This window comes from Acetobacter malorum (assembly GCF_001580615.1).
In the GTDB taxonomy this organism is placed as follows: Bacteria; Pseudomonadota; Alphaproteobacteria; order Acetobacterales; family Acetobacteraceae; genus Acetobacter; species Acetobacter malorum.
The window spans coordinates 23,638-46,857 of sequence record NZ_LHZC01000038.1 but is presented as its reverse complement, the minus strand read 5'-3'; the positions used below and the strand labels follow the sequence as shown (position 1 = coordinate 46,857).

Annotated in this window: 17 protein-coding genes; 7 read left to right on the top strand and 10 right to left on the bottom strand. The window is 58.5% G+C overall.

Annotated features, from left to right (window positions below):
- Positions 1 to 38: 38 nt before the first annotated feature.
- The 3 genes from AD930_RS03375 (at position 39) to AD930_RS03365 (ending at position 4,081) form a co-directional block, all read left to right on the top strand.
- Complete coding sequence (locus AD930_RS03375) at positions 39 to 1,931, top strand: DUF4422 domain-containing protein (protein ID WP_061505117.1); 1,893 nt, start codon at positions 39 to 41, stop codon at positions 1,929 to 1,931.
- 8 nt (positions 1,932 to 1,939) lie between these two features.
- Positions 1,940 to 2,917 carry a glycosyltransferase gene (locus AD930_RS03370; protein ID WP_082781674.1) on the top strand — a complete coding sequence of 326 codons (978 nt, stop codon included), beginning with the start codon at positions 1,940 to 1,942 and terminating at the stop codon, positions 2,915 to 2,917.
- Between the two features lie 123 nt (positions 2,918 to 3,040).
- Entirely contained in the window at positions 3,041 to 4,081 is a 1,041-nt protein-coding gene (locus tag AD930_RS03365; protein ID WP_061505115.1) for a M14 family metallopeptidase, read from the top strand.
- Between the two features lie 47 nt (positions 4,082 to 4,128).
- Here the strand turns inward: AD930_RS03365 and glyA are convergent, their stop codons facing one another.
- A complete protein-coding gene (gene glyA, locus AD930_RS03360) occupies positions 4,129 to 5,418 on the bottom strand; it encodes a serine hydroxymethyltransferase (RefSeq protein WP_061505114.1) in 1,290 nt (429 codons plus the stop codon).
- Between the two features lie 180 nt (positions 5,419 to 5,598).
- On the opposite strand from glyA, the gene AD930_RS03355 reads away from it, so the two are divergent.
- The 3 genes from AD930_RS03355 to AD930_RS03345 all read left to right on the top strand — a co-directional run bounded on the left by AD930_RS03355 (position 5,599) and on the right by AD930_RS03345 (position 9,114).
- On the top strand, positions 5,599 to 7,056 hold the full coding sequence (locus AD930_RS03355) for an amino acid permease (protein ID WP_061502090.1): 1,458 nt from the start codon (positions 5,599 to 5,601) through the stop codon (positions 7,054 to 7,056).
- Positions 7,057 to 7,198: 142 nt separating this feature from the next.
- Positions 7,199 to 8,203, top strand: a complete 1,005-nt coding sequence (gene hemB, locus AD930_RS03350; protein WP_061505128.1) for a porphobilinogen synthase — start codon at positions 7,199 to 7,201, stop codon at positions 8,201 to 8,203.
- Positions 8,204 to 8,361: 158 nt separating this feature from the next.
- Complete coding sequence (locus AD930_RS03345) at positions 8,362 to 9,114, top strand: arginyltransferase (RefSeq protein WP_061491112.1); 753 nt, start codon at positions 8,362 to 8,364, stop codon at positions 9,112 to 9,114.
- Between the two features lie 356 nt (positions 9,115 to 9,470).
- Here AD930_RS03345 and parC read toward each other — a convergent pair whose 3' ends face one another.
- The 9 genes from parC to dnaE form a co-directional block, all read right to left on the bottom strand.
- Positions 9,471 to 11,684, bottom strand: a complete 2,214-nt coding sequence (gene parC, locus AD930_RS03340) for a DNA topoisomerase IV subunit A (RefSeq protein WP_061505127.1) — start codon at positions 11,682 to 11,684, stop codon at positions 9,471 to 9,473.
- 68 nt (positions 11,685 to 11,752) lie between these two features.
- Positions 11,753 to 12,553, bottom strand: a complete 801-nt coding sequence (gene recO / locus AD930_RS03335; protein WP_061505113.1) for a DNA repair protein RecO — start codon at positions 12,551 to 12,553, stop codon at positions 11,753 to 11,755.
- Between the two features lie 18 nt (positions 12,554 to 12,571).
- Positions 12,572 to 13,477: a translation elongation factor Ts gene (tsf, locus tag AD930_RS03330; RefSeq protein ID WP_043553617.1), complete on the bottom strand. Its 906-nt coding sequence runs from the start codon at positions 13,475 to 13,477 to the stop codon at positions 12,572 to 12,574.
- Between the two features lie 128 nt (positions 13,478 to 13,605).
- Positions 13,606 to 14,415, bottom strand: a complete 810-nt coding sequence (rpsB, locus tag AD930_RS03325) for a 30S ribosomal protein S2 (protein ID WP_043553616.1) — start codon at positions 14,413 to 14,415, stop codon at positions 13,606 to 13,608.
- Between the two features lie 163 nt (positions 14,416 to 14,578).
- Positions 14,579 to 15,682 carry an aromatic ring-hydroxylating dioxygenase subunit alpha gene (locus AD930_RS03320; RefSeq protein WP_061505112.1) on the bottom strand — a complete coding sequence of 368 codons (1,104 nt, stop codon included), beginning with the start codon at positions 15,680 to 15,682 and terminating at the stop codon, positions 14,579 to 14,581.
- Between the two features lie 196 nt (positions 15,683 to 15,878).
- Entirely contained in the window at positions 15,879 to 16,250 is a 372-nt protein-coding gene (locus AD930_RS03315; RefSeq protein ID WP_052404069.1) for a hypothetical protein, read from the bottom strand.
- A 113-nt stretch (positions 16,251 to 16,363) separates the two neighbouring features.
- Positions 16,364 to 17,188: an aminotransferase class IV gene (locus tag AD930_RS03310; RefSeq protein ID WP_061505111.1), complete on the bottom strand. Its 825-nt coding sequence runs from the start codon at positions 17,186 to 17,188 to the stop codon at positions 16,364 to 16,366.
- Positions 17,185 to 18,600: an anthranilate synthase component I family protein gene (locus AD930_RS03305; protein ID WP_061505110.1), complete on the bottom strand. Its 1,416-nt coding sequence runs from the start codon at positions 18,598 to 18,600 to the stop codon at positions 17,185 to 17,187. The genes AD930_RS03310 and AD930_RS03305 overlap by 4 nt, the downstream gene beginning before the upstream one ends.
- 13 nt (positions 18,601 to 18,613) lie before the next feature.
- Complete coding sequence (dnaE, locus tag AD930_RS03300) at positions 18,614 to 22,033, bottom strand: DNA polymerase III subunit alpha (protein ID WP_061505109.1); 3,420 nt, start codon at positions 22,031 to 22,033, stop codon at positions 18,614 to 18,616.
- 91 nt (positions 22,034 to 22,124) lie between these two features.
- Between dnaE and AD930_RS03295 the strand changes: the two genes are divergently transcribed.
- Positions 22,125 to 23,219, top strand: a complete 1,095-nt coding sequence (locus AD930_RS03295) for a cobalt-precorrin-5B (C(1))-methyltransferase (protein WP_061505126.1) — start codon at positions 22,125 to 22,127, stop codon at positions 23,217 to 23,219.
- Position 23,220: the final 1 nt, after the last annotated feature.

The following is a 23,220-nucleotide window of genomic DNA, read 5'->3' as shown; positions in this document are numbered from 1 at the left end:
GTGGACCATAGTCTCATGATTTGCACAAAGAGCGCCCGATGAGCACACGTCAGACTGGCTTAGGCCCGGTTCATATTTATGTCTGCCATCATGCTGCGGGCTTTACGTTTGAAGATGACGTGTTTCGCCCCATTCAGGTGGGCCGGGCGCTGGCCAATACACATCTGCCCATCCGGGGGGATGACACGGGCGACACGATTTCCAGCAAAAACCGGGAATATTGTGAACTGACAGCCCTGTACTGGGCCTGGAAGAATGACCCGGACGCCGCATGGATCGGCTTCATGCATTATCGGCGGTTTCTGGATTTTGCGTGCACAGGCCTCAAACCCGACCAGTATGGCTGCATTACCCTGCAGGACATGACGCCCCAGACGCTGAAGCAGATGGGCCTGAACGCCGCCACGGTCCGCAAGACGATTGAAAACATACCCAACGCCTGCGCCATTCTCCCGGAGAAGTGGTCCGTGCGGAATGTCGGCTTTACGTCATTCTACCAGCATTATGTGGAGGCCGATTACCACTTCGCGCATGATCTGGCCCTGACCCGCGCCGTCATTGCCGACCTCTACCCGGATGATCTGCCCGCGTTTGATACGGTCATGGCGGCGGATGAGGGCTACTTCACGAATGTCTTCGTCTTCCGGCGGGACCTGTTTGACACCTATTGTGCGTGGCTGTTCGCCATTCTCTCAGAAGTGGAAAACAGGGCCGACCTGACCAATTACTCCGCACAGGCGCGCCGGATTTATGGCTATCTGGGCGAGCGGCTGTTCAATGTGTTCATGGCCTCCCCCCATGTGCCCAAAGAGGGTGTGATTGAACGCGCACGCTGCTTTTTTGAAAATACAAAAACCGGCAAAGAGGTCATCCTCCCCAAAAGCCCGCTCGCTCCGGCGGCGAACGCCGTTACCATTGTCACGGCTGCGGATGAAAATTTTGTTCCGCATCTGGCCGCGTTGCTGGAATCCATCAAAGCGTCCTTCAACCGGGACCATTTTCTGGAGCTGGTTGTGCTGGATGGCGGCATTCCGCCCCTCAAGCGCAACCTTCTGCAGCGGCAATTCCATATCGACCTGCCCGCCAGTAAAGGCAGCCTGACCTTTCTGGACTGCCAGCATATGTATCGCGGCATCAGCACGCATATGCATTTCTCACCGGCCACGTTCTACCGGCTCTCACTGGGGCAACTACTCCAGCACCATCCGCGCGCCCTCTATATTGATTGCGACACCATTGTTCTGGCCGATCTGTGCCGCCTGTGGGACACGCAGCTGGATGGCGCCGTGATTGCGGCTACACCGGACCTGATCATGAAGAATTTCGTGAACGCAGGCATCCGCTCCATGGAAGAAACCGGTGCACTCCCGGCCAGCCGCTATCTGAGCGAATATCTGGGGCTGCAAGGCCGGGGCGATGCCTATTTTCAGGCGGGCGTCATCCTGTTTGACCTTGATGCCTTCCGTGCTGCCAATATTTCCAATGCCGCCATCAGGGATCTGAGCAACCGGCGCTACTGGTTCCTTGATCAGGATATTCTGAACAAATATCTGATCGGCAAAGTCAAAATGCTGGATACGTCATGGAACTGTGTAAACAGCATTCGTGAGATCTTCCCGCACCTGAATGCCGACTGGCGCGCCAAGGTTCTGGAAGACCTTAAAGACCCGAAAATTGTGCATTATGCCGGGTATGAAGCCAAACCCTGGAACAACCGCAACGCCCCGCTGAGCTTTTTCTACTGGTTCTTCCTGCGGAAAACCTTCTGGTATGAAGCTATTTTCAATGGCGGCACAGCCCCGGGGGATGAACCCGCCCCCTTCCGGCACAGCCTGCTGCGCCGGGTGCTGACGCGTGGCTGGCATCTGCTGCCGCGCCCGCTGCGCAGACCTTTGTCCGGGGTTGCGTCACGCATCAAGCAAGCGTTGTAAGGCCCGATATGCCTCCTCAACCTGCACCATCAGCCGGACAAAATTTATGCAAAGTGACAGCCGTCATTGTCACCTGCAACCGGCTACCTATGCTGAAAACAGTTCTGGAGCACACGCTCGCACAGAATTTTTCAGCCGTGGTGGTGGTCAATAACGCCAGTCAGGATGGCACGCGGGACTGGCTGGAAACCCAGACGGACCCACGCCTGCATTGCGTGCATGAAACCGTAAACAGCGGTGGTGCGGGCGGGTTTGCTCGTGGCATGGACTATGCCGCCCGCCATACAGACTGTGACTGGCTTGTCTGTTTTGATGATGATGCCTGGCCGCAGCCTGACGCACTCAGAATTTTTCAGTCCCTGCCCTTACCGCCCACGGTGGGCGGGGTAGCCGCTGCGGTCTATTTCCCCAACGGGACCGTGTGTGACATGAATCGCCCCGGCCTCAACCCGTTTGCCAGCATCCGGAAGTTTTGCCGCCTTCTGAAAAGCCGCAGACGCACCTTTGCTATCGATCCTGCCGCCTACCAGCAGACCAAACCTCTGCCAGTCGATTATGCATCCTTTGTCGGCTTTTTTGTGCGGGCTGCTCTGGTGCGTGGTCCGCTGGGATTGCCGCAGAAAGACCTCTTTATCTACGCGGATGACACCCTCTATGCGTGGAAATTACGGTGTCTGGGCCTGAAAATTTTGTTTGTGCCGAGCATCCGGTTTTCTCATGACTGCAAAACTACCGTCAGCTTTGCCCGCAACCGGTGGAAAATTTACTACATCGTCAGAAACCGAATTCTTTTTTACAAGAAAATTGCCGGATGGCTGTTCCTGCCGTTTGCCCCGCTGCTGCTGCTCAGCACGCTGAAACTTTACTGTAAAAACCGCACCACCCCGCATATCGGCCGCCTGATACTGGCTGGCCTGCAAGATGGTTTGCGCAATGACACCACCCGCGCACATACCAACATTGTGACCCTTGCCGGCGAGTCCTGAGACAGATGGGATTGCAGCATGAGCCAAGGGGGATAATACTTCCTCCGCCATGCTGTGTCTTACCCCCTCATCTGGCGAAAACGCCCTCCTGATTTTCGGCTGCATAACAGGCTGGGTTTCGTCATGAGTTGTGCGTCCCGCCGGCAGAGCACGCAACAGGGACGCATCCGTCTTCGTACCCTCTCAGAAACACTGCCCCCACCGCAGCTCCCCCTGCCGCATTTTGACATTGCCCTCCCCCCGCCGGACCTCAGCCAATGGCAGAACGGGAATTGTGGCGTTCCCGGCGCTTATCATTTTGAAGCCACCCGCCCCGGCCCGCACGTTGCGATAACAGCGCTCATGCACGGCAATGAATATGCCGGGGGCTGGGCACTGGATCATCTGCTGACCCACGCCGTACGACCGGAACGGGGCCGACTGACTCTGATCTTTCTCAATCTGGCTGCCTTCGCGCGGTTCGATCCATGCCGCCCGACCCTGTCCCGCTTTGTTGATGAGGACATGAACCGACTCTGGCAGCCAGACCTCATCGCCTCTGCGCATACATCGCATGAGATGGACCGCGTGCGCGCCGTGGTGCCAATCCTCAACACGGTTGATGCCCTGCTGGATCTGCACTCCATGCTCTGGCCTGCCGACCCTCTTTTTTTGAGCAACATGACAGAAAAAAGTCGTGAGCTAGCCTCAGCCCTTTCGGCTTTTCAAACCCCTCCGCCGCTGGTGGTGCAGGATAGCGGGCATGAAGATGGCCCCCGGCTGATTGATTACGTGCGTTTTGCCTCCAACCGCACAACCGCCAAGGCCTGCCTGCTGGAAGCCGGGCAGCACTGGCAGCCCGCAGCCGCCACACTGGCCCTGAGCGTCTGCCAGACTTTTCTGGAACAGATGGGCACCGTCTCGCCCGATGGCAGCACCAACAGCACGGCCAGCCGCCAGAAAGTCCGGCAGGTGACGGTGACAGACAACGTGCAGGCCCTCACGCCCCGTTTTGTATTTGTCAAAACGTTTCGCAGTGGCGACATTATTAAAAAAGCAGGAACTTTACTGGCATTTGACGGGTCTGAAGAAATCAGAACCCCTTATGATAACTGCCTGCTGGTCATGCCAAACCTCAGGCCGATGCGCGGGCATACCGCTGTGCGGCTGGCCCGCTACACCTGAAGAGCCCTGAGGCCGGGGCCGAAACCCCCGCCTCAGAATTCCAGAATTTAGCGGTTATAAATCGGGAAGCGGGCGCAGAGTTCACGCACGCGCTCATGCACGGCGTTTTCAACTGCGGCATCACCTTCCCCGCCGGAGGCGGCGAGAGCGGTCAGCACTTCGTCAATCATTTCACCAATCTGGCGGAATTCCGCTTCACGGAAGCCACGTGCCGTTGCAGCCGGGCTGCCCAGACGCACACCGGAGGTGATGGCAGGCTTTTCCGGGTCAAACGGGATGGCGTTCTTGTTGGCGGTAATGCCTGCGCGTTCCAGAGCGTGCTCGGCAGCTTTACCGGTCACTTTCTTGGGCCGCAGATCAACCAGCAGCAGGTGCGAATCCGTGCCACCCGTCACAATGTCAAACCCACGCTCCACCAGAACTTCGGCCAGAACATTGGCGTTTTTCTGGACGGCTTTCTGGTATTCCTTGAATTCCGGCTCAAGCGCTTCACCAAATGCAACGGCCTTACCGGCAATCACATGCATCAGCGGACCACCCTGCAGACCGGGGAAGACAGCGGAGTTGATCTTCTTGGCCAGCGCTTCATCGTTGGTCAGGATCAGACCGCCACGCGGGCCACGCAGAGTTTTATGCGTGGTGGATGTCACCACATGCGCATGCTCAAGCGGGTTCGGATACAGGCCAGCAGCCACCAGACCAGCAAAGTGCGCCATATCGACCATCAGGAACGCGCCAACTTCATCCGCAACACGACGGAAGCGGGCGAAGTCGATGATGCGCGGATAAGCAGACCCACCAGCCACAATCAGGGTCGGCTTATTCTCACGAGCCAGACGCTCCATTTCCTCGTAGTCCAGCAAGCCGTCGTCTTTGCGCACGCCATACTGGACAGCGTTGAACCACTTGCCGGAATAGTTGGGAGCAGCACCGTGCGTCAGGTGGCCACCAGCAGCCAGGCTCATGCCCAGAATGGTATCACCCGGCTTGGACAGCGCCATGAAGGCGGCCTGATTGGCATTAGCGCCAGAGTGCGGCTGCACGTTGGCAAAGCCTGCGCCAAACAGGGTTTTAACACGCTCAATGGCCAGCACTTCGATCTTATCGACCTCGGAGCACCCGCCATAATAACGGCGGCCGGGATAGCCCTCCGCATATTTGTTGGTCAGTACGCTGCCCTGAGCCTGCAACACGGCTTCGGACACCATGTTTTCGCTGGCAATCAGTTCAATGCCGTCCTGCTGCCGCTTCAGCTCACTGGCGAGCGCTGCTGCAACATCCGGATCCGTCTTTGTAACCGGCGCATGAAAAAAACGATCCAGATCCGTCTGGCTCATCAGGAGCTCCTCATTTCATCTCGTTCAACCGGCCCGTGCACTGTCCTGTAAGTGCCGGGCCGTTCGTTACGTTTAAAACACATCTTGCTAAGAGAGATACTCTAGCCTCTCTATGGGACGAAGACCACCAATTGCTCTATACGTGGTTTTCTTCACGGTCGAGACAGGAGAGAAAAGTCTATGACGCAAAGGCCTGCATCTTCCGCAGCGTCATTCATTACGCGCTGCATGCCTTTGGATAAGCTGGAATCCTCGCAAGGTCTCAAGCGTGTTCTTGGTCCGGGCAGCCTTGTTGCCCTTGGCGTGGGGGCTACCATTGGCGCTGGCCTTTTCTCTCTGACCGGCATTGCTGCTTCAGAAAATGCCGGACCGGCCGTTATCCTCTCATTCCTGATTGCGGCCATCGCCTGCGGATTCGCCGGGCTGTGCTACAGTGAACTCGCCAGCATGATCCCCATTGCAGGCAGCGCCTATACCTACGCTTACGTCACGCTGGGTGAGCTGATGGCATGGATCATCGGCTGGGATCTGGTTCTGGAATACGCAGTCGGGGCCGCTACGGTAGCGGTCAGCTGGTCACGCTATGTGGTCTCGTTGCTGGATTCGTGGGGCCTTGTGCTCCCTCCACGCCTGACCGCCTCCCCGTTTGAGACCGTGCAGATGCCAGACGGCAGCCTGACCGTCGGGCTGATGAACCTGCCCGCCGTCTTCATCATCGGGCTGGTGTCCATGATCCTCATCCGGGGCATCTCTCAGTCTGCCAAGGTCAATGCCGTCATCGTCGTCATCAAGCTGCTGGTGATTGCCGCCTTTATCGGCTTTGGCATTTCCTACATCCACCCGGCCAACTACCACCCCTTCATCCCGCCGAATGACGGCACGTTCGGCCATTATGGCTGGTCCGGCATCATGCGCGCCGCGGGCACCATCTTCTTTGCCTATGTGGGCTTTGATGCGGTTTCCACCACAGCGCAGGAAACCAAAAACCCGGCACGAGATATGCCCATCGGCATTCTGGGCAGCCTGCTGGTCTGCTCACTGGCCTATATTGCCTTCTCCTTCGTCATGACGGGTCTGGTCAATTACAAGGACATGCTGGGCGATGCTGCACCCGTTGCCACCGCCATCAACCGCACGCCTTACCACTGGCTGCAACTGGCAGTAAAAATCGGCATTATCTGCGGCTTCACCTCAGTGCTCATGGGCATGCTTCTGGGCCAGAGCCGGGTGTTTTTTGCTATGTCACGGGACGGTCTGCTGCCGCCGATGTTCAGCCGCACACATCCGAAGTTCCAGACGCCCTGGCTGTCCAACATCTTCTTCATGATCATCACATGCCTGCTCAGCGCCTTCCTGCCCATTTCTGACCTTGGGCATATGACGTCCATCGGCACCCTGCTGGCCTTTGTGCTGGTCTGTGCGGGCGTGATGGTGCTGCGCCGCAAGTCCCCGGATGCCCCCCGCGCCTTCCGCGTGCCGGGTGGGGACATTATTCCGGTTCTGGGTATTCTCAGCTGCTCCGCCGTCATGGTCTCACTCGACAAGCTGACATGGATCCGGCTGATCGTCTGGCTGGCCATCGGCATGGCCATCTATTTGGGTTACGGGCGCTATCGCAGCGTTCTCGCGCGGTCCTGACCCCCGCGCGCATGGGGTTGCATAACGCGGGAAGCGGCGCATACTCGCTTCCCGCTGTTCACCCCCGTCGGGTTTCTCCCTGATCTGGCCTCGCATTGCCCGGCCCATCAGGCCCGCCCGACACGCAATGGAGATCCCGCCCATGCTGGCTGGTCGCTTCCCTCAGGCCCGCCCTCGCCGTAACCGGTTTGATGATTTCACGCGCAGACTGGTCGCTGAATCCTCTCTGGGCATCAACAATCTGATCTGGCCGATTTTCTTCATGGAGGGTACCAACTCCGTGACAGATGTGGCCTCCATGCCCGGCGTACAACGCGTCACGCTGGACCGGCTGGCCGCGCATGTTGAATCTGCCGCCAAGCTGGGCATTCCCGCTCTGGCCCTGTTCCCCATCACGCCGGCTGAAGCCCGGAATGAAACAGGCTCCGAAGCCCTGAACCCGGACAACCTGATGTGCCGGGCAGCGCGCCTTCTGAAAAAAGAATTCCCCAATGTCGGCCTGATTGGCGATGTGGCGCTGGACCCCTACACCAGCCATGGTCATGACGGCATTATCCGCGATGGCTATGTGGTGAATGATGACTCCGTCACCATTCTCGCCCAGCAGGCTGTCAATCAGGCTGCGGCAGGGGTGGATATCCTCGCTCCGTCTGACATGATGGACGGACGCATTGGCAGCTTCCGCACGGAGCTGGACAAGAACGGGTTTGTTGATACCCGCATCATGTCCTACGCCGCCAAATATGCCAGCGCCTTCTACGGCCCGTTCCGTGATGCTCTGGGCTCCGGCGACCTGCTGAAAGGCGATAAAAAGACCTACCAGATGGACCCCGCCAACAGCGATGAAGCTCTGCGTGAAGTAGAGATGGATATTGCCGAGGGCGCGGACATGGTCATGGTCAAGCCGGGCCTGCCGTATCTGGACGTGATCCGCCGCGTGCGGGACACGTTTGCCGTGCCGACCTTCGCTTATCAGGTCTCCGGTGAGTATGCGATGCTGATGGCCGCCATCCAGAACGGCTGGCTGGACCATGAGCGCGCCGTGATGGAAAGCCTGCTGGCCTTCCGCCGCGCTGGCGCGCATGGCGTGCTGACGTATTTTGCGGTGGAAGCTGCAGAACGCATCAAACAGACATACGGCGTCTGAACAGCAGCCGAAGCCCCGTGCTTCGGCTTCCGCCCGCATCGCCTTTCTGTGAAACCTCTTTGAGCCGGAAAGCCAGTGCGTTGCGGGCGGCGTTCCTGTTACAGTCTGGCAGGTTGTTTATTTTAACAGCCTGCCACTCCTTTTTCCGGACATGACGTATGGTTTCCACACTGCGGCAATCGCAGTTTTTCTACACAACAGCGCCCCAGCCCTGCCCCTATCTGCCGGGACAGATGGAGCGAAAGGTCATTGCGGATCTCGCCGTCCCCAATGCGGACGCCCTGCATAACCGCCTCTCCCGCGCCGGGTTCCGGCGTAGCCATACACTGGCTTATGCGCCTGTGTGCGCCACCTGCTCGGCCTGCACGCCTATCCGCATTCCCGTGCAGCGCTTTGAACCAGACCGCACGCAGCGGCGCACCCTGCGCCACAATGCCGATCTGCATGCCAAACGCCTCCCGCCCATCACCACGCCGGAACAATACGCCCTCTTCCGCCGCTATCAGACAGCACGTCATACAGACGGCGACATGGCCACCATGACGGGGGAAGACTATCGCAGCATGGTGGAAGACACGCCCGTGGAAACCATGCTGTTTGAATTTCGGACTGATGCGGGTGAGCTGATGATTGTCAGCCTGATTGACCGGCTGGAAGATGGGCTGTCCGCTGTTTACAGCTTCTATAACCCGGACCTGCCCCGCCGCTCACTCGGCAGTCTGGCCGTGTTGTTCCTCATTGAAGAAACCGCCCGTCTTGGCCTGCCCTACCTGTATCTGGGCTACTGGATTCAGAAAAGCCGGAAGATGTCCTACAAATCCCGCTTCCAACCCGCCGAAATCCTGACCCACGGCGTCTGGCACACGCTGGATGCTGAGACGCAGCAAGCACAAACGCAGGATATCCCCTGATTGCCGCCACCGGCATAGACGAGGCAAATCTAAAGACGCCTGCCTCATACGCCATTTCTTCAAAAACTCAGATTTAATCAGACTGGATATGGGTTAGCAGAGCCTCTTTGTGCCCAAACAGGCAGCTTTTGAAACCGTCCCCAAGCACAGAATTTTCGGCTCAGGCTCAGGCTCAGGCTCAGGCTCAGGCTCAGGCTAGCACAAGCAATCACTCTGCAAAGCCATCAAAGCCCAACCCTCTAGTAAGGCTTTAATCCCCCAATGATACGCGCAGGCCGGTCATGGTGCCCGCAATGCGACACCACACACTCGTCTCCGCAACACCCGCGCGGATCATTCACCTCTCAAAGAGCAGTTCAGGCTTTCTTGAGCGCCCATGACGGGGCTTCCTTACCCACCGCAGCACGTTTCCCTACCCACGTCTGAAGGTCCGCGAACGGACGCAGGCGCACATTGCCGGGCCACAACAGGCCGGCCTCAGCTTTAAAGACTACCGCGTTCTTCAGGGTCTCACTGGCTTTGCCATATTTCTGCAAGCCAACACCCAGACCGCGGCCCATAACCGGCAACTGCTCCAGCGGGAAAATCAGGAAGCGCCGGTTGCTGCCCAGCACGGCAACCTGATCACCTTCCGCTGGCACGCAGAGCTGTGCACTTTCCTCGCCCTTCAGGTTGAGCACCTGACGGCCTGAACGCTTTTCCGCCACCATGCTCTCTTCATCCACCAGCATGCCGCGCCCGGCACTGGAGGCGACAAGGCGACGCGTACCAGCCTGCACCGGGAACACGGCAATCACGTCTTCATCGTTCGAGAGGTCAAACAGCAGACGCACCGGCTGGCCATCACCTCGCCCGCGCGGCAGATCCGCGCCTTTCACGGTAAAGGCGCGCCCATCTGTGCCGAAGAAGCACAATTTATCTGTGCTCTGGCATGGCACAGCAAGCCGCAGGCCGTCGCCTTCCTTGAACTTCTGATTTTCCAGATCAACAGCATGACCTTTTATAGCCCGCACCCAGCCTTTCTGAGACAGGATGAGGGTCAGAGGCTCACGCTCCACCGTTTCCACTACGGAGATATCAATGGGGGCCGGAGCGGACTGGAGCGTGCTGCGGCGTTTACCCAGCTGCCCTTGCCCGAACTTCTTGACCATACCCTCAAGCTCCCGCCCAATGCGGGACCAGCGTTTCTTCTCGTCAGCCAGCAGCGTTTCCAGCTCGGCCTTCTCGGCTGAGAGCGCGTCATGCTCCTTGCGGATTTCCAGTTCTTCCAGCCGGCGCAGGCTCCGCAGGCGCATATTGAGCACAGACTCGGCCTGCAGATCGGTCAGCGAGAACGTGGCAATCAGGCTGGCCTTGGCGTCATCCTCTTCCCGGATAATACGGATGACTTCATCCAGGTTGAGATAAACCGCCAGAAAACCATCCAGAATTTCCAGCCGCCGCAGAACGGCTGCCAGACGGTGGCGGCTGCGGCGTTCCAGCACCACATGGCGATGGTCCAGCCAGGCCCGCAGAACGTCTTTCAGGCCCATAACACCCGGTGCGCGGTCCGCACTCAGCACGTTCATGTTCAGGGGGAAGCGGCTTTCCAGCGTGGTCGCCCGGAAGAGGGTTTCCATCAGCACTTCCGGCTCAATGCCGCGCGTTTTGGGCTCCAGAACCAGACGGATTTCATCCGTACTTTCATCCCGAATGTCGCCCAGCAGAGGCAGCTTTTTCTGTTCCAGAAGATCTGCAATCTGCTCAATCAGGCGGGATTTCTGCACCTGATACGGAATTTCGGTGACAATAATCTGCCAGGTGCCAAAGCGGCCCTGCTCAACTTCCCACCGCGCCCGCATGCGGAAGCCACCCCGGCCTGTTTCATAGGCTTTCAGAATAGCATCCGAATCTTCAACAATCAGACCACCGGTCGGGAAGTCCGGCCCCGGCATCAGCGCCAGCAGTTCAGCCGTGGTGCTGTCTGGCTTACGGGCAAGGAGTGCGGCAGCCGCACAGACTTCGGCGGCATTATGCGGCGGGATGCTGGTGGCCATCCCCACGGCAATCCCGGCGGCACCATTGGCCAGCAGGTTCGGGAAAGCCGCAGGCAGCACAACCGGCTCCTGTTCTTCACCATCATAGGTCGGGCGGAAATCGACGGCATCATCTTCAATACCGTCCAGCAGAGCCTTGGCGACTTCCGTCAGGCGCGCTTCGGTATATCGCATGGCGGCGGCGTTATCGCCGTCAATGGACCCAAAGTTCCCCTGCCCTTCCACCAGTGGATAACGGGCGGCAAATTCCTGTGCCAGACGCACCAGCGCCTCATAAACCGAGGCATCCCCATGCGGATGGAATTTACCAATAACGTCACCCACCACACGGGCGCATTTCTTAAAACCGGAGGACGGGTCCAGCTTGAGCTGATGCATAGCGTAAACCAGCCGACGATGCACCGGCTTGAGGCCATCCCGCACGTCAGGCAGCGAGCGCGACATGATGGTGGACAGCGCATAGGCCAGATACCGTTCACTGAGCGCATCCGCCAGCTTGGTATCCTCAATATGGCCTTCAAATGTCTCGCTCATTTCCTGCTCCCCAGACCCAATGCCGGCTCTCATACAGCCTGAGACATAACGCTGTGACGCGTTTTGTTCTAGTCTCCTTCTTCTTCAGGCACGTCATTCGGCTGACCGGCAAGGCGTGCCACACGGTCCACCAGCCGCTCCCGCGCCGCAGGCAGGGGGCGATGCCGCTGCCCGAAGGCGTCTCGCGCCAGAAAATGGCCCGTCAGCCGTAGCCCGGCCAGCCAGTCCTCCGGTGTGCCGGTTTCCTCCTCAGCCAGCAGGAAGGATGGCAGCGGCAAAAGCCTATCTTTCCATTCCCCCGCGCCGTCTTCAGACACCGCTTTTCCTGTTTTGGGGGAAACATAGGCGAGCCCTGTTGTCGCTCCGGTGACGGCGCAGGCGGAAAAATCAAGCCCAAAGCCAAGTTCCGTCAGCAGCGCGCATTCCCAGCGCACTACATCCGGCAGCCCTTCCCGCTCGGACACGGCGGGATCAAACCCCAGAAAGCTGAGAAGTTTTACAGTTTTGGCAAACAGCACTGGGCACGCCTCACCCTCCGGCAAAGCGGCATCGGCCAGCACACAGACGGACTGGACCATGGCCAGCGTAAGAGGCGCATCCAGCAGCCGGAAGCCGCAGCCATACAATAATTCACCAGAAAGCCGGACGATACCGCCGGCAGAGCGAGCCTGAAAACGGGTTTTAACCAGATTCCCCGGCTGCCATAACGCGCTGCCTGCGCGGGATCTGGCCCCATAGACCACACCGCGCACCAGCCCGTTTTCTTCTGTCAGCACATGCACACGGGCATTATTTTCGCCCAGCAAGGCCGCAGAAAGCACAAGGGCGGGAGCCTCCCTGTCGAGGGAAGTCCCGCCCTGTTGCATCATCGTGCAGAAACGCCCGACTTAGACGCCGGAAACCTTGGCCACTTCTGCAGCAAAGTCGTCGGCTTCTTTTTCAATGCCTTCGCCCAGCTGGAAGCGGTCAAAGCCAACCAGCGTCACGCCAGCTTTTTCCAGAACCTTCTTCACGCGGCTTTCACCGTCATGCACCCACACCTGCTCCAGAAGAACAACTTCTTCATAGAACTTGCGGATACGACCTTCGACCATCTTTTCGATGATGGCTTCCGGCTTGCCGGAGTCTTTCGCCTGGTCGATCAGCACAGCGCGTTCACGCTCAACTTCAGCCTGATCAAGGCTGGTCACATCCAGAGCGGACGGACGCGTTGCAGCAACATGCATGCCAATCTGGCGGCCCAGCTGGGTGATGGCGTCAGAAGCAGACGGAGCTTCCAGAGCAGCCAGAACACCAATCTTGCCAACACCCGGGCGCAGTGCACCGTGCACATACGTTGCCACAACGCCAGACGGCACCGTGAACACGCGAGCGCGACGCAGGGACATGTTCTCACCAATGGTGGCGATCAGGTGCGTCAGTTCGTCAGCAACCGTGCGGCCTGTGGCCAGCGTTGCAGCTTTGATGGCTTCCAGATCGTCACCGACCTTCAGAGCAACCTGAGCAACAGATTCAACAAAGCTCTGGAACGCTTCGTTACGGGCCACAAAGTCCGTCTCGGCGTTCACTTCAACCATGGCTGCTTTCTTGTCTTCGGATGCAACAGCAACCAGACCTTCAGCGGCAACACGACCAGATTTCTTAGCAGCAGCAGCAAGGCCCTTGGTGCGCAGCCAGTCAATGGCGCCTTCAATTTCACCATTGGACTCGTTGAGAGCCTTTTTGCAGTCCATCATGCCTGCGCCCGTTTTTTCGCGCAGTTCTTTGACCAGTGCAGCGGTAATGGCCGCCATAGTTCATCTCCTTAAAAACCGGAACGCGCCCCTGAGGGCGCGCACAGGGCTGTCATGCCTGTATGCAGGCATCTGTCGTATCTGAAAAACCGGCCCGGCAGATCATGCGCGGGCCGGCCAGCAAAACTTTAGTTTGCAGCAGGTGCCGGAGCAGCAGCAGCTTCAGGCGCTGCAGCCGGAACTTCTGCTTCCAGAGCCGGGTCAACCGGCAGTTCTTCAGCAGCACCGAAATCCTGGCCAGAAGCGCCCAGTTCAGCGGAGATCCCGTCCAGAACGGAAGAGGAGACCAGGTCGCAATACAGGGAGATGGCGCGGATGGCGTCATCGTTACCCGGAACCGGGAAGGTCACACCCTTGGGGTCGGAGTTGCTGTCCAGAATCGCCACAACCGGAATGCCCAGCTTGTTGGCTTCTTCAACAGCCAGCTTTTCCTTGTTGGTGTCGATGATGAACAGGATATCGGGCAGACCGCCCATTTCCTTGATCCCGCCAAGGGAACGTTCGAGCTTGTCACGTGCGCGGGTCAGCTCAAGAATTTCTTTCTTGGTCAGACCAGACGTGCCGCCGTCCAGCGTTTCTTCAATCTGGCGCAGACGCTTGATGGAACCCGTAATGGTCTTCCAGTTCGTCAGCATGCCACCCAGCCAGCGGTGGTTGACGTAATACTGACCGCAGCGCTTTGCAGCTTCAGCAATCGGTTCTGCAGCGGCGCGCTTGGTGCCAACAAACAGAACGCGGCCACCACCGGCAACAGTGTTACGGATTGCCTGCAGAGCGCGGTCAAGCAGGCCAACGGTCTGCTGAAGGTCGATGATGTGGACCTGGTTACGCACACCGAAGAGGTATGGCTCCATCCGCGGGTTCCAGCGGCGGGTGTGGTGACCGAAGTGAACACCAGCTTCAAGCAGCTGGCGGAGTGTGAAATCTGGCATCGCCATGGGGCGTATCCTACCTTATCTGGTTAATCCTCCGCGAAGCACGGCCCCTTTACTATTCAGGGCACCAGAAGGTGTATGGCTTCGCGTGCGTAGTCCCGGCCTGGGCCAAGCGATGCCGATATGGCGGTTTTCGCTGGCCCTTGCAAGGCAAAAATGCGGGTTATCAGCCCTCTTTGATGGGTTTGGCGTTTGCGTTGGGCACGCCTTTACGCGCCAGCAGCGCCCGCAGAGCCTTCACAATGGGGAAGACTTCAATGTTGTGGTCGCCCCCAAGCTCCCGCCAGGCCTTCTGTTCCATCTCCACAACTTCACGGTCTTCTTCAAAGATACGGTGCGTGAAGATCCCCAGAACCGGCCAGGCCATATCCAGCAGAAAGCCCCATTTGGGCTTCTTGACGGAGAGCAGGCCAAACGTCTGGGTGCCAAGCTGGTCAGACCCAAGCGGCACATAGGCCACCCACAGGTCCATCACCAGATCACCATCTTTGTCATGAATTTGCAGAGTCTGGTACGGGTAGGTGGTGCGGATGGAGACAATTTCCTCCACCGGCTGTTCCTGCCCTTCAATCTCACGGTGCTTGCCAAAAATCAGGGCTTCGGCCAGCGGCTGATTGCCGCCCTTACGGGCAAAGCTGTAGCGGGCTTCCTGAAAGTTCTCGCCCTTGTCCTGCCCCATAAAGCGGGCCGTAATGGAGCCCATCTGCCGCCGGTGCAGGAACTGATGGTTCATGTCCATCAGGTTTTCATGCATGAAGGTGTAGTGGCATTTCAGACGCGGGTGGAAACGGCGGGTCTTGAATTCCGGATTTTCAACCTGCGCGATATCAGGCACCGGCACACTCTCCGCCAAAGCCGGATCTCCAGGAAACACAAAAATCAGGCCGCTTTTTTCCCGGCAGGGATAAGACTTAACAGGCCGCCCCACCCCTTCCTTATTCAGGTAAGGCACCGTGACGCACTGACCCGCGCGGTCAAACGCCCAGCCATGATAGCAGCATTTAATGCAATCCCCCTCGACCGTGCCCTTGCTCAACGGCACCTGCCGATGCGCACAGCGGTCTTCCAGCGCATAGACCGGCCCGTTTTCCGGGCGGATCAGGGCAATGGGGTGGCCTGCATAACGTGCAGGAAAAGCCTTGCCCGGACGCACCTTGTGCGACCACGCAATGGGGTACCAGAAATTCGGATCACAATCGATCTGCCGCAGATCATACTCCGGGGCAGAGACCTGTTCAGCCGGTTTTTCTTTGACTGCTTCTTCCTGCATGGATCACCTCTCACATTACCAGAGGCGAATGCACAAAAAAAACGGCACCACCTCACCGGGTCATGCCGTCTAGGATTGGTCTTTCCCCCGGGATCAGACAAGCCCCACCTCTGCATGCCAGATTAGCAGGGGGTAAGCGCATTATAAAGAAAGAGCCCTCTGCTCCGTTGGGAAACAAAGGGCTCCGGAACGTTTTTTATTTAGGCGAATGCGGCAGCGGGTAGTGCTTGCGGGGTTTGGTCTGCTGGTCAGACTTTTCGGTTTTAGGGCCGGGAGTCGTAGTGCCAGGGTTTGTGGTCGCGTCCTGACCGTTGCCACCATTGGAGGGCGGCTGTGTTCCCGGCTGTTCAGCCTCGGTGCGGGGATTGTTCCAGAGTTTATGAGACGGCTCGACCCGCTTACCGTTCTCATCCTTTGCTGCAGGCGGCACTTTACCAACCTGAGACGCCGCAGAATTTGCGGTTGGCGTGCCGGAAACCGAATCACTCTGCGTTGTCTGTGCCAGCGCAAGTGTGGGGGCCATCAGCATGGAAACAGCCAGAGTCATGGAATACAGTTTTGAAGACATGGGATATCCTCCCGTTCAAGATGTGATACGCACTCATGTCCCTAACGGGACCTTTCCGGAAAGGTTGCCTTTCCTTATTTACAGAGCACACCAGCCAGAACGGAAAAGCAGCCTCACACTCCCTCACTCGCGGGCAGCGATATGTCCAGCGCAGCACACAGCCTGCTCAGACCTGCCGGGCACTGCCGGACAGATACGCCATCAAACGCCGTCACCTGCCGCATACTCAGACTATTAATCAGATAGAGTCCGTCTGCGGCCTTTAGTCGCGCCAGAGAAAGAGGCTCTTCTCGCAACAGCCCCGTCTGTAAAAGCACAGCCCGCGCAACTCCCGGCAATGCCCCTTCCCCGACCGACGGCGTAAAAAACGCATTCCCCTCCTGAATCACCACCGTGCTGATGGTTGTTTCCGCCACCCTTCCCCGCACGTTCAGCAACAGGGCTTCATCACACCCAGCCCGCGCAGCTTCCTGCCGCGCCAGAATATTGGGCAGGTAATTGAGGCTTTTCAGACAATTTAAAGGGGATTGCTCATCACGCCGGATGGTCTGGCTTGTCATAAGAGAGACGGATGAAACTTTTGCCTCCCCTGCCGTAACCGTCATAAAAACAGTGGGTTCGCCTTGCTGTGGCGGCAAAAGCCCTCTCGGGGCCACGCCTCGTGTCACTGTCAGACGCGCAGAGCCATTTTGCACGCCCGCTGCCTGCAAAAGAGCCTGCGCTGCCTGCGCTACCATCGCAGCACTGGGAACCGCTAGCCCCAGCACTGCTCCGCCATGCTGCAAACGCTGCATATGCAAATCCAGATGGCACACACGCCCATTTTGCACACGTAGCGTTTCAAACAGGCCGTCCCCGAGCGTCAGCCCCCGGTCCGCCAGACTAACATGCGCCTGAGCAGACTCACAGAGATGCCCGTTCAGCCACACCAAACTCATGCCTCATCTCCAAAAAGTGCCCGGAAAGGAGCCAGTTTCAGGCGCATTTCTTCATATTCCTTTTGAGCATCGGAAAGAATAGTAATCCCACCACCTGAGGCCAGCGTCAGAGAGTCCGCTTTCCGGACAAGGGTCCGAATAATCACGGAACTTTCCAGACGACCATCCACCCCGATACAAAGCACACTCCCGCAATAAGCCCCACGCGGAGAGGCTTCGAGTTCTTCAATAATTTCCATCGCCCGATGCTTTGGTGCACCCGTTACAGAACCGGGTGGCAGGGTGGCGCGTAGCAGATCAAACACATCCCGCCCCGCCTCCAGTTCCCCACGCACTTCGGACACCAGATGATGCACATGGGCAAAGCGTTCGACCTTAAGAAATTCCGGTACACTCATGCTCCCAACCTGCGCCACACGGCCAATATCATGCCGCATGAGGTCCACAATCATCAGGTTTTCAGCCCGCTCCTTGTCATCCGCGTTCAAAGCGGCAGAAAAAGCTTCATCCTCTTCCGGCGTTTGCCCGCGCGGGGCGGTGCCCTTGATGGGCCGCGATGTCACAACGCCCTGCGCATCACACTGCAAAAACCGCTCTGGGGATGTGGAGTGCAACGCATATCCAGCCCCGCAGGACAAATACGCGCCAAACGGGGCCGGAGCTTTCTCACGCAGAGCCAGATACAGCGCCGTATTTGAAAATTCTTTTGGAAACGAAGAAGAATAACGGCCCGTGATATTGACCTGAAAAATATCTCCGGCCGCAATATACGCTTTAGCGCGCTCTATGACCCGGCAATACGAGGCGCGGGACTGATCGAGACGAAACCGCACCCGAGGCACATCCGGAAAAGCAACCAAGCCCTCGGGCACAGCCTCCCATGCAGCGACATGCGCCGTAACCGACTGGCACCCAGCGATATCCTGATCCCCGTCCAACACAACGCCCGTGACAAACGCACGCTTTGAAAGACGGTCCCACACAAAGGCATGATCGTAAAAGCCGGAAGCCCAGTCCGGCTCATCCTGCGCAGAGTGACCGGGGGCAATATGTTCCAGATGCTGCCCGAGGCCATATCCGGCAAACCCGACCCAGCCACCGGAAAATGGCAGTTCTGGCATCCCCTCCGGCCCATCTGCGCGGACAACAGCAGACGGCATGATACTCCGCAACCGGTCAAACAGCGCATCGACCTTAAAAGGAACAGGCCGTTCGGCATCCCGAAAAATCTGCCCATCCTGCGCCACAAGAATCTGACGCGGCGTTCGGCAGAAAACCTGCCAGCGACTACGATCCTCTACCGGCCCACCACTATCCAGAAACGCACACCACGGCGCGTCCCCCCATGCGGCAAACACAGTCTCTGGCTCACGCCAGGCCAGTTCCTCTACCCAGACCCGTGCCGTGACCATACTGTTTGCAACCTCAGACCTGCTCTACGCGGGAAATGCCTTCCAGCATTTTCAGCCTTTGGCCCAGTAGGGGTGTAACCCGATACCCACCGCGCAAACGGATTTCCACATCACAGGTTTCTGCAACGCCCGGCAGCAGGACAATCCTGCTGGAACCGCCTTTCTGCTCCGTCAGAATTTCATTCAGACGCGGCAACGCCCCTTCCTGCTCCACCCAGATCCGCAACTCACTTTTTGCCTGCGCCGCAGCCTGCTCAAGCTCGACAATATCTGTGGCGGTAATGCGCATCGCCTCGCCTTCCAGCTTAAGGTCCGCCGTCACCAAAACAGCAGTGCCTGCCGTAAGACTTTCGCGCACACGGGTCAAAACTTCAGAAAACACGGTCACTTCACAGCCACCGGAGGAGTCTGAAAGCCGGACCCATGCCATTTTGTTCCCTGTGCGGGTGGGGCGTTCCTTACGGTCCACCACACAACCAGCAATGCGCACGCGCCCCACCCCGGCTTCCGCTGCGGAAAGCAGGCCGGAACAGCGCGTTACATCCAGCCGACGCAGCACGGTGCCGTAGGAATCCAGCGGATGGGCCGTCATGTGGAAGCCAATCGCTTCCGCTTCCATGGCCAGACGCTCAAACTCCGGCCAGTCCTGACATTTTGCAAGACGCAGCGGTTCCACATGCCCACCACCGCCAAACAGGCCAATCTGGCCAGAGGCCGCCTCCTGCGCCTGACTTTGCGCCCGTCGCAAAATGGTATCTGCCGAGTTAAACGCCAGCGCCCGGTTTTTATCCAGACATTCAAACGCCCCGGCTTTTGCCAGATTTTCCATCTGCATGCGGTTGATCTGCTTGGGGTCAATCCGCATGGCAAAATCTGCCAGATCCTTGAACGGCTTGTTTCCGCGCGTCGCCACAAGGGCTTCCATCGCACTGAACCCAACCTTTTTGACGGCTGCCAGAGCATAACGAATACCGTGCGTGCCGTCGGGCAGGGTCTCAACCGAGAAATCCGCTTCGGATTTATTCACATCCGGCGGCAGAACCTTGATGCCCATCCGCTCGGCTTCCTGCCGCAGAGCCGCCAGCTTTTCCGTCCGTTCCCGTGCCAGAGACATACAGCCCGCAAGGAACGCCACCGGATGGTTGGCCTTCATCCACGCTGTCTGATACGAAACCAGTGCGTAAGCGGCTGCATGGGATTTATTGAAGCCATAGTCAGCAAATTTCGCCATGAGGTCAAACACCTCAACGGCTTTATCCCGATCAATCCCGCGTTTGACGGCCCCTTCCGTGAAGATCTCACGCTGAGTATCCATTTCCGCACGGATTTTCTTACCCATGGCACGGCGTAGCAAGTCTGCGCCGCCAAGGCTGTAGCCCGCCATCTTCTGGGCAATCTGCATCACCTGTTCCTGATAGACCATGATGCCATAGGTCTCTTCAAGAATATCGCGGAGCTCCTCGTGCGGCGGCTCCCACGCTTCCCCGTGTTTTCTGCGGCAATAATCAGGAATATTCGCCATCGGGCCGGGACGATACAGCGCCACAGCCGCAATCAGATCTTCCAGCCGGGTGGGACGCATCTGTTTGAGAACATCACGCATCCCGGCACCTTCAAACTGGAAGACGCCGGCCGTATCGCCATTGCTGAGCATATCGTAGGTGGCGGGGTCATTCAGCGGAATACGGCTGAGATCAACCTCAATCCCCATTTTCTTGAGGAAGCCAACGCCCCTTTGCAAAATGGTCAGCGTTGTCAGACCTAGAAAGTCGAACTTAACCAGCCCCGCCTGCTCAACAAATTTCATGTTGTACTGCGTGACAAGCATGTCGCTTTTTGGGTCTCGGTAAAGCGGCACCAACTCGACCAGAGGCCTGTCGCCAATCACCACACCGGCGGCGTGGGTACTGGCATGGCGGAACAGCCCTTCAATCTGCTGGCCAATTTCCAGCAGGCGGCGCAACGCTTCATCATTGTCGCGCATTTCCTGAAGTTTCGGCTCTCCGGCAATGGCTTCCTTAAGCGTGGTCGGTTTGGCCGGGTTATTTGGGATAAGCTCCGCCACCCGGTTGACCATGCCGTACGGCAGACCCAGCACACGCCCCACGTCACGCACCGCAGCACGTGCCTGCAACTTACCAAAGGTGATAATCTGCGCCACACGGTCTGGCCCGTATTCCCGGCGCACATAGGCAATCACCTCGTCTCGCCGGTCCTGACAGAAATCAATATCAAAGTCAGGCATGGAGACACGTTCGGGGTTTAGAAACCGTTCGAACAGCAGGTTGAAGGGGATAGGGTCGATATCCGTAATGGTCAGCGCCCATGCAGCCAGAGAACCTGCGCCCGACCCACGCCCCGGCCCCACCGGAATATCATGCGCCTTCCCCCACTGGATAAAGTCCGCAACGATCATGAAGTAACCGGGGAACCCCATGCGGGAGATAATATCCAGCTCAAACGTTAGCCGGTCTTTATATTTCTGCCGGGTTTCCTCATCCATGGTCATGCCGGAAAGGCGTTTTTCCAGCCCTTCCCATGCCATAGCGCGCAGAGTTTCGTCTTCCGTCGCCCCTTCACGCACTTTTGGACAAACTGGCAGCAGCGGCTTGCGGGTTTCCACTTTAATCGCGCAGCGTCGAGCGATTTCCAGCGTGTTGTCACAGGCGTCCGGCAGATCAGCAAACAGAGCGCGCATCATTTCCGGCGGTTTGAACCAATGTTCCGGCGTCACTCGCCAGCGGTCCCGCTCCGCCATGGTGCGGCCCTGCGCGATACAGATCAACGCATCATGCGCCTCGTACATTTCCAGGCGCGGGAAAAAACATTCATTAGTCGCCACCAGCGGCAGCCCGAACTCATTCGCCAACGCGAGCACACCCGGTTCCACCGCCTTTTCGACCGCCAGGTTGTGGCGATGCAGCTCGACAATCAGACGGTCACCAAAAGCTTCCTTCGCCTGCGCCAGCCAGCGTTCCGCCTCATCCTTCTGCCCATCGGCCAGCATCTGGAAAACCGGCCCGCGCGTGCCGCCCGTCAGCAGCAGCAGTCCCTCCGAGCGCTCACACATCACTTCCATGCTGATGACCGGATCAGCAGGATCGGACTCTCTAAAGCCAGTGGAGGACAGATATTGCAGGTTGGCCAGCCCCACCTCGTTCTGCGCGAGCATGACAATCGGCTCGGACGGGGAGCCCGGTTTGTCGTTACGAGACGGCAGGCCAAGCTGGCAGCCAATAATCGGCTGAATGCCGCTTTTGCTGGTGTATTGGGAGAACTCCAGCGCCCCGAACAGATTGCCCGAATCCGTAATAGCCACGGCGGGCATCCGCATCTCTTTGGTCAGAGAGACCATCTCCGGCACACGAATGGCCCCCTGACTAAGGGAGTAGGCGGAATGGACACGGAGATGAACAAAATCGGCGTAAGACATGCGCCTTTCTATCACATCCTGCGGGGCCTTCGTCACCTTACAAATGCTTATCCGGATACCGCCCCGCGTCCGGATGCTTTACAACCGCCCTATGGAACATACGGGAACAGAGCTGCGCCGGGGCTGGACCACCGGGAGCTGCGCAACAGCCGCGGCAAAAGCCGCATGGCTGATGCTCCTGGGGCACGAGCCTCCGGCCAGTGTGACCATTACGCTCCCCGGTGGCCAGCGCCCCACCTTTACCCTCTGCCGCACCGGTCTGGACCACGGGTACCCCTTTGCCGAGGTGGTGAAAGATGCGGGGGATGATCCGGACATCACCCACGGGGCCATTATCCGCGCCACGGTTCGCCGCCTGCCTCCGGGTTCCGGCGTGAAGTTTCGGGCCGGGCCGGGCGTTGGCATGGTCACACGCCCAGGCCTGCCCATTCCCCCCGGTGAGCCAGCCATCAATCCCATCCCCCGTGCCATGATCCGCACCGCCCTGACCGAAGCCAACAACGGCACTTTGCCAGACGCGGAAATTACGCTTTCCATTGAAGATGGAGCCAGACTGGCGGAACGCACCCTCAACAGCCGCCTTGGCATTACCGGCGGCCTCTCTGTTCTGGGCACAACTGGCATTGTGGTGCCGTTTTCCTGCGCTGCGTGGATCGACAGTATTCATCGCGGCATTGATGTCGCCCGCGCAGAAGGCCTGATGCATATTGCAGGCTCTACTGGCAATGTTTCAGAAAAAGCTGTGCAGAAAGTCTATGATCTGCCCGATACTGCGCTGATTGAAATGGGTGATTTTGTCGGCGGCATGTTGAAATACCTGCGCCGCCACCCCGTGCCCCGCCTGACCATTGCAGGCGGCATTGCCAAAATGACCAAACTTGGTCAGGGCAAGCTGGACCTGCACTCCAAACGCGGACAGGCCGACATGGCAGCACTCGCACACCTTGCCGCAACAGGCGGCGCACCTGCACCCATAGCAGACGCCATTGCCGCCAGCCCCACTGTGGCCGAGGCTTTTCTTCTCGCCACCTCTGCACACGTCCCGCTCGGCACGCTCATCGCGCAGTCCGCCCTGCGCACGGTTCTGCAAACCCTCGCCCCAGCCCCCTGCGCGGTGGACGTGATGGTGTTTGACCGTTCAGGCCAGTGTGTCGGACAGGCCGGCCCTTCCCTGCCCCAAACCTGAC

Bases quoted from the DNA above. Each gene is read 5' to 3' on its own strand.
- AD930_RS03375 (WP_061505117.1), top strand. From the start codon at position 39: ATGAGCACACGTCAGACTGGCTTAGGCCCGGTTCATATTTATGTCTGC.
- AD930_RS03370 (WP_082781674.1), top strand. From the start codon at position 1,940: ATGCCTCCTCAACCTGCACCATCAGCCGGACAAAATTTATGCAAAGTG.
- AD930_RS03365 (WP_061505115.1), top strand. From the start codon at position 3,041: ATGAGTTGTGCGTCCCGCCGGCAGAGCACGCAACAGGGACGCATCCGT.
- glyA (WP_061505114.1), bottom strand. From the start codon at position 5,418: ATGAGCCAGACGGATCTGGATCGTTTTTTTCATGCGCCGGTTACAAAG.
- AD930_RS03355 (WP_061502090.1), top strand. From the start codon at position 5,599: ATGACGCAAAGGCCTGCATCTTCCGCAGCGTCATTCATTACGCGCTGC.
- hemB (WP_061505128.1), top strand. From the start codon at position 7,199: ATGCTGGCTGGTCGCTTCCCTCAGGCCCGCCCTCGCCGTAACCGGTTT.
- AD930_RS03345 (WP_061491112.1), top strand. From the start codon at position 8,362: ATGGTTTCCACACTGCGGCAATCGCAGTTTTTCTACACAACAGCGCCC.
- parC (WP_061505127.1), bottom strand. From the start codon at position 11,684: ATGAGCGAGACATTTGAAGGCCATATTGAGGATACCAAGCTGGCGGAT.
- recO (WP_061505113.1), bottom strand. From the start codon at position 12,553: ATGATGCAACAGGGCGGGACTTCCCTCGACAGGGAGGCTCCCGCCCTT.
- tsf (WP_043553617.1), bottom strand. From the start codon at position 13,477: ATGGCGGCCATTACCGCTGCACTGGTCAAAGAACTGCGCGAAAAAACG.
- rpsB (WP_043553616.1), bottom strand. From the start codon at position 14,415: ATGGCGATGCCAGATTTCACACTCCGCCAGCTGCTTGAAGCTGGTGTT.
- AD930_RS03320 (WP_061505112.1), bottom strand. From the start codon at position 15,682: ATGCAGGAAGAAGCAGTCAAAGAAAAACCGGCTGAACAGGTCTCTGCC.
- AD930_RS03315 (WP_052404069.1), bottom strand. From the start codon at position 16,250: ATGTCTTCAAAACTGTATTCCATGACTCTGGCTGTTTCCATGCTGATG.
- AD930_RS03310 (WP_061505111.1), bottom strand. From the start codon at position 17,188: ATGAGTTTGGTGTGGCTGAACGGGCATCTCTGTGAGTCTGCTCAGGCG.
- AD930_RS03305 (WP_061505110.1), bottom strand. From the start codon at position 18,600: ATGGTCACGGCACGGGTCTGGGTAGAGGAACTGGCCTGGCGTGAGCCA.
- dnaE (WP_061505109.1), bottom strand. From the start codon at position 22,033: ATGTCTTACGCCGATTTTGTTCATCTCCGTGTCCATTCCGCCTACTCC.
- AD930_RS03295 (WP_061505126.1), top strand. From the start codon at position 22,125: ATGGAACATACGGGAACAGAGCTGCGCCGGGGCTGGACCACCGGGAGC.